Annotated in this window: 6 protein-coding genes; all 6 read left to right on the forward strand. The window is 55.7% G+C overall.

Annotation, left to right across the window (positions count from 1 at the left end; all coding sequences use genetic code 11):
• Positions 1 to 613 (forward strand): NAD(P)H-dependent flavin oxidoreductase (locus tag ACIQ0Q_RS09710; RefSeq protein ID WP_395772736.1); only part of this gene is annotated, 613 nt, incomplete at its 5' end.
• 4 nt (positions 614 to 617) lie between these two features.
• The gene (locus tag ACIQ0Q_RS09715) at positions 618 to 2,114 is read left to right on the forward strand and encodes a carotenoid oxygenase family protein (RefSeq protein WP_395620428.1); all 1,497 of its coding nucleotides are present in this window, start codon (positions 618 to 620) and stop codon (positions 2,112 to 2,114) included.
• A gap of 1 nt (position 2,115) precedes the next feature.
• On the forward strand, positions 2,116 to 3,810 hold the full coding sequence (locus ACIQ0Q_RS09720; RefSeq protein ID WP_395620429.1) for a class I adenylate-forming enzyme family protein: 1,695 nt from the start codon (positions 2,116 to 2,118) through the stop codon (positions 3,808 to 3,810).
• 1 nt (position 3,811) lies between these two features.
• The gene (locus ACIQ0Q_RS09725) at positions 3,812 to 5,041 is read left to right on the forward strand and encodes an acetyl-CoA acetyltransferase (protein ID WP_395620430.1); all 1,230 of its coding nucleotides are present in this window, start codon (positions 3,812 to 3,814) and stop codon (positions 5,039 to 5,041) included.
• Between the two features lie 4 nt (positions 5,042 to 5,045).
• Positions 5,046 to 6,203 carry an acyl-CoA thiolase gene (locus ACIQ0Q_RS09730; protein WP_395620431.1) on the forward strand — a complete coding sequence of 386 codons (1,158 nt, stop codon included), beginning with the start codon at positions 5,046 to 5,048 and terminating at the stop codon, positions 6,201 to 6,203.
• A gap of 8 nt (positions 6,204 to 6,211) precedes the next feature.
• Positions 6,212 to 6,637 (forward strand): hypothetical protein (locus ACIQ0Q_RS09735; protein WP_395772737.1); only part of this gene is annotated, 426 nt, incomplete at its 3' end.

Here is a 6,637-nt window from a genome sequence, read left to right on the forward strand (position 1 = left end):
TGCAGTGCATGGCTATGGAGGATTAGTCTTTGCCGACGTGAACTCTGTAAGCTTCGCACGCAAAGCTGCGGCCGCGGGCGTGGACGGATTGGTGCTCATCGCATCCGGGGCGGGTGGACATACGGGGCAAACCGCAAGCTTCGCCTTTGTTGAAGAGGTACGCCAGTTCTGGGACGGACCTATCATCCTTGGGGGGGCGATTTCCAATGGGCACACCATTCGCGCAGCAGAAGTGCTCGGCGCCGACCTTGCTTATGTAGGGACGGCCCTTATCGCTTCTGAAGAGAGTATGGCAGAACTAGCCTATAAAAACATGGTGGTCGATGCTGGCGCCGAAGATATAGTTCCTTCAAGGGGTATTACCGGCGTCACTGCCAATTGGTTGCGCGCGAGCCTTTTGGCCGCTGGCCATGATCCAAGGAACATGGCTGAAGATAAGAAGCCCAATTTCGCAAATGCACAGGATGATGCGAAGGCGTGGAAAAATGTCTGGTCCGCTGGACAAGGCGTTGGTGCGGTAAAGGCCATTGAGCCGATCGCGCAGATTATTGCGCGGCTGAAACAAGAATATGATGCGGCATGCAATTTGCCGCGCTTTGTTGCTAAGGAGTGAAGTCATGACAGTCGAACTTGTTGGAAAAGTTAGGTCAACACTTACTAGTACCGACCATCCTTATATGCAGGGTGCTTGGCGCCCAACCTTCAATGAATGGAACGCGATTTTCGCTAATGGCGATGCCGAAGTTATCGGCACAATCCCCGACGACATCGACGGAGTTTATGTTCGGACGGGCGAGGTTCCAGTGCACGAACCCATTGGTCGCTATCATCCGTTTGATGGTGATGGCTTCATTCATGCGATCAGCTTCAAAGATGGTCGTGCAAGCTATCGCAGCCGCTTTGTCCGTACTAAGGGGTTTCAGGCAGAACAAGAAGCAGGCAAGGCTTTGTGGGCGGGTCTCATGGAGCCGCCGCATAAATCGACCCGCCCCGGCTGGGGGGCGCAGGAATGGTTGAAAGACTCTTCCTCGACCGATGTCGTGGTGCATGCTGGCAAGATCCTCTCGACTTTTTACCAATGCGGTGAAGGCTATCGCTTAGATCCCTTTACGCTGGAACAGTTCGGTACTGAGAGTTGGGTCCCACTTGACGGCGTGTCGGCGCATACAAAAGTGGATGAGGCCACTGGTGAACTCATGTTCTTCAACTATTCCAAACACGCGCCCTTTATGCATTATGGCGTCGTTGGCGCAGATAATAAGCTAAAGCACTATATCCCGGTCCCACTCGCCGGGCCGCGCCTACCACACGATATGGCGTTCACCAAAAATTATGCCATCGTGAACGATATGCCGCTCTACTGGGATCCCGAGCTGTTGCAGCGCAACCTGCACGTAGTGCAGTTTCACCCCGATGAAAAAACGCGATTTGGCATCATCCCGCGCATGGGCCAGCCAGAAGATATCCGTTGGTTCGAAGCGGAGCCGACTTACACGCTCCATTGGCTGAATGCGTGGGAAGAAGGCGACGAGATCATCCTAGACGGCTATTATCAGGAAGAGCCCCAGCCCAAGTCGCATCCGGATGCGCCCGACGGGCTAGAGCGGATGATGGCCTATCTGTCACAAGGGTTGATGAAACCGAAGTTGCATCGCTGGCGTTTCAATTTGAAAACTGGGGCAACTATCGAGGAACGCCTCGACGACCGCATACTCGAGTTCGGTATGATCAACCAGAAATATGCAGGGCGCAAATATCGTTATGCCTATTCGGCCGTGCCAGAACCCTATTGGTTCTTGTTCTCAGGTCTTGTGAAGCATGATCTTGAGACGGGTAAAAGCGAAGAGGTCTGTTTTGGGCCGGACCGCTATGGCAGCGAAAGCCCATTTGCACCGCGCATCAACGCCAAGGATGAAGATGATGGCTATCTTGTCTCCTTCATTGCAGACGTCAAAAATGACCGCTCCGAATGCGTTTTGTTTGACGCGAAGAACTTCGGCGCGGGTCCGGTATGCCGGATCATTCTTCCCGAACGCTTCTGTTCGGGTACACACTCCGTATGGGCCAATGGTGACGATATCGGCATGGGTCCGAATAGCGTGTTGGTGGCCTGACATGATCGTTGCTGGCGAGGAAAAACGGGCTCTATATCGCGAGGCTGGCTGGTGGGGGGACAAGACACTCGCTGATCTATTCTTTGCCAATGCCGTCAAGCATCCAGAACGCTTGGCTTTGGTCGATGCACCCAATCGTAATGACTTTGCCTTTGGCGATCCAAAGCGGCTAACTTATGCACAGTTGCAGGCAGAGGTCGAACGGCTGGCGGGAGCATTGCTAGCAGCGGATATTGGCAAGGATGATGTGATTGTCATCCAGCTGCCCAATATCAGCGAGTTTGTGGCGCTCTACTTTGCAGCTGCAACCATCGGTGCCATCGTCAGCCCAGTCGCGGTGCAGTATCGCAGCCACGAACTTTCAACGATGTTTGATATTGTTGAACCGAAGGCCTTTATCTGCGGCACACAAATGCACAATGCCGATCATATAGGCGTCGTGCGGTCGTTGTTGGACGGTTCAATCAAGCTGATGACGGTTGGCCCCGATGCTCCGGCTGATGCGATAGACCTAACGCACGCGCAAACGCATCCCGATCTGCTCGCCGCATATCGGGCCGCGACAAAAATTGATGCCGACGATATTTTCACCGTCTGCTGGACGTCGGGCACAACTGGTATTCCAAAGGGCGTGCCACGCAGTCATAACCATTGGGTAGGTATTGCGCCAGGCACGTACAGCACATCGCGGTTGCAGGACGGCGATGTTATGCTCAATCCTTTCCCGCTGATCAACATGGCGTCGATTGGCGGCATCACGATGAGCTGGCTGCGGATTGCCGGAACGATGGTGTTGCATCACCCGTTTGATCCGCAAATCTATTTGGGCCAGATTGCAACGGAAAAGCCCGGCTTTACTATCGCACCGCCTGCCGTGCTCAATATGCTGCTCCAAAATGAAGCCCTGCTGGCCAAGGTTGATTTCTCTAGCCTACGTACCATCGGCTCTGGCTCTGCCCCGCTGGCACCAGCTATGGTGCAGGGCTTTCAAGAGCGGCTAGGCCTGCCCGTAATTAACATCTTCGGATCGAACGAGGGCATGACGCTGATTACCGGACCGGATGATGTGCCTGACCCGGTCGAGCGAGCAAGCTATTTCCCGAACGGGCTGGACATTACACCCTGGTTTGGCAGCGCACCTGAACGCATTATGCAATCGCGGCTTGTCCCCCCGCAGGGCGGAGAGCCGATCACGGATGAAGGTGTGCCAGGCGAACTCCAGATAAGAGGGCCAGCGGTATTTGAAGGCTATTGGAAAGCGCCGGAGCAAAACGCTGCCGCCTTCACCGAAGACGGATATTTCAAAACGGGCGACCTCTTCCAGATTGAACAGGGTGGCCGATTCCTTAAGTTTACCGGACGCTGCAAGGATCTGATTATTCGCGGAGGTGTCAATATCTCTCCGGAAGAGATTGATCAGGCATTAGGCGGCCACCCCTTACTTGCAGAAGCCTGCGTGTTCGCTCTGCCTGATCCGGTGATGGGCGAGCGGATCGGTGTCGCTGTGGTGTCACGCGACGGAGCAGACGTGTCGTTGGACGCGGTGACGGCGTTTTTGCGTGAACAAGATCTAGCCGTGTTCAAACTGCCCGAACGGCTGTTCCGCTTGGAAAGCTTGCCGCGTAATGTGACTAATAAAGTGATGCGCAGCGAAGTGCGTGAATTGGCGCTAGCGATGATTGAAAAAGGAGACTGACATGTCTGCAGAAGTGTTCATTCTAGGCGGCGCTCAAACCGACTTTGGTCGCAATATCGACCGCGAAGGCGGCGGGATTTTTGAATTATTCCGCGACGTTGCCGAAGCCGCTTTTGCAGCCACGGGCATTGAGCCGAATGAAGTCGAAACTGCGCATGTAGGCAACTTTGTTGGCGAGCTGTTTGCGGGTCAAGGCCAGCTTGGCGGATTTTTTGGCCATGTTCACCCCGATATGGCGGGCATCCCGACCGCCCGCCATGAGGCCGCCTGCGCTTCGGGCAGCATCGCCATCCTTGCCGCGAGCGCGGAGATTGAAGCAGGGCGCTACGGACTTGTGCTGGTCCTTGGTATTGAGTTGATGCGCAACGTACCGGGACAACGGGCAGCGGAGTATCTAGGCTCCGCCGCTTGGGCAGGCCGCGAAGCCCAAGAAGCGCGCTATTTGTGGCCGCACATGTTTTCCAATGTGGCTGCGGAATATGAAGAACGCTTCGGTCTTGACCGCGCGCACCTTCGGGGCATTTCCGAAATCGCCTTTTCGAATGCCAAAAAGAACCCCAATTCACAGACGCGCAATTGGGCGATCACGCCGGATCATTTTGCTGACAATGACGAATTTAACCCGCCAATCGAAGGTAGCCTGCGCAAGGCTGATTGTGGGCAAGTTACGGATGGAGCCGCCGCAATCTTTCTTGCATCGCGCGAAGTGGCGGAACGCTACGCGGCGCGACGGGGCATGTCACTGGACAGTATTCCGCGCATCAAAGGATGGGGTCATTCAACAGCCCCGTTACTCTACTCAACCAAAGTCAACGCTAGCTTCGGGCAACCTTATATTTTCCCCACCGTCCGCAAGGCTATGATGGACGCGCTAGGTCGTGCAGGCATGGCAGACATTTACCAGTGCGACGGCGTCGAAGTGCACGATTGTTTTTCGATCACGGAATATATGGCAATCGACCATTTCGGGATCACTCCGCCCGGCGAAAGCTGGCGCGCAGTGGAGGACGGAACGATTGCGCTGGGCGGAAAACTTCCCGTCAACCCTTCGGGTGGATTGATCGGCCTGGGCCATCCCGTTGGCGCCACCGGTGTCCGCATGATGCTCGACGCGACCAAGCAGGTAACTGGAAAGGCCGGCGACTATCAGGTCGAAGGAGCGAAGAATTTTGCGACCTTCAATGTTGGCGGTAGTGCCACGACTTCGGTCAGCTTCGTCGTGGGTATCTGATAATATGGCAGATGTTTTTCTTTATGATGCAGTCCGGACACCGCGCGGCAAAGCCAAAGCCGAAGGTGGACTGGCCGCGCTAACTCCGCAGGAACTGGTTAAACAACAGATTGATGCGGTGCGAGGGCGCGTGGGTGATTGGGCACAGGCACCAGAAGCCCTATTACTCGGGTGTATCGGTCAAGTAGGTGACCAGGGCGGTCACATAGCACTTGTCTCAAAACTCCATGCTGACCTGCCCGATGCAACAGCGGCGCATAGCATAAACAATTATTGTGCATCTGGGCTATCAGCCATTGGTCTGGCGGCTGCAATGGTCGGCAGCGGGCAGGCGAGCTCAGTTTTGGCTGGGGGTGTTGAATGCATGAGCCGCGTGCCCTTTATGGGTGACAAGGCAAGCTATTATACAGATGCCAGCTTTCCAGTTCGCACCCGTTATATTCCGGTTGTGCTCGCAGCAGACCGTCTAGCTGCAGATGAAGGCTTTAGTCGCGCCGAACTTGATGCCGTAGCCCTTGTCTCACAACAAAAAGCTGCGGCTGCTGAAAACAACAGCGCGTTAATCCGCTCGCGAATCCCAAGCGGCACGCTTCAAACAGAAGAATGTATTCGCCCAAAGACAGACGCCTCCTCGCTTGCTGCGATGCCTGCGGGGTTTGCTGCTTTGCAAGATCAATATGCGGATGCACTAGGCGGAGACCGGTTCGAGCCGCTTCACACCTTTAGCCATGCCCCTCCAGTGTGCGACGGCGCTGCAATGGCGTGTGTTGGGCAAGCAAAATTAGGGCAGCCACGCGCGCGTATTTTGGCATTTGCCGAAAGCGGCGGTGACCCTGTGGCATCGCTCACGGCAGGCTTTGCTGCAATGGAGAAGGCGCTCGCACGCGCCGGTCTAACATTGGCCGATATGGACCGGGTGGAGTTCATGGAATCCTTCGCCGTTACCATCGCCAGATTTTTGCGCGACGACCGTGTCGACGGCACCAAAGTCAATGTTTCGGGCGGCCATATTGCCAAGGGGCATCCAATGGGGGCCAGTGGTGCGATCCTGACATCGACATTGCTGGATTGTCTCGATGAGGCAGATGGAACGCTAGGCCTTGTTGTCGTCAGCGGCGCATCGGGCGTAGGTGCAGCGATGATCGTGGAACGGCTAAACTGAGAGAGAAGATGACCGAAAAGCTTGAAGACTTGACGGCCCGTCACGCTCCCACGATTGAGGCGGCGATTGAAGCTGTAAGCAGCCGCAAAAGCTGGAGCCCGTTCCGCGATTCCCCCAGTGCTAAATTCCATGCGCCCGGCGCACCGGAAGCGGGCAGGGCAGCGTTTGAAGCTCAGCTTGGGCAACCGTTTGACCTTGACCAGCCTGGGATCACTAGCCGCAGCGGCGCGGAGACATCTCCATTCACTCGGCAACCGCTTGGCATCGACTATCCGGTCAGCGATCCGACTGCGCTGATCGGTGCTGCCCAAAAGGCGATGCAGAGTTGGCGCAAGGTCAATCCCGAAACACGAATGGCGCTCGGTATAGAAATTGCGATGCGCCTTTATGCCCGCAATTTCGAGATGGCGCACAGTGTGATGCACGTCGCGGGG

It is taken from the genome of Arenimonas sp., from assembly GCF_044348765.1.
GTDB lineage: Bacteria > Pseudomonadota > Gammaproteobacteria > Xanthomonadales > Xanthomonadaceae > Arenimonas.

Excerpts from the sequence above, each read along its gene's own strand:
- ACIQ0Q_RS09715 (WP_395620428.1), top strand. The coding sequence starts at position 618 with ATGACAGTCGAACTTGTTGGAAAAGTTAGGTCAACACTTACTAGTACC.
- ACIQ0Q_RS09720 (WP_395620429.1), top strand. The coding sequence starts at position 2,116 with ATGATCGTTGCTGGCGAGGAAAAACGGGCTCTATATCGCGAGGCTGGC.
- ACIQ0Q_RS09725 (WP_395620430.1), top strand. The coding sequence starts at position 3,812 with ATGTCTGCAGAAGTGTTCATTCTAGGCGGCGCTCAAACCGACTTTGGT.
- ACIQ0Q_RS09730 (WP_395620431.1), top strand. The coding sequence starts at position 5,046 with ATGGCAGATGTTTTTCTTTATGATGCAGTCCGGACACCGCGCGGCAAA.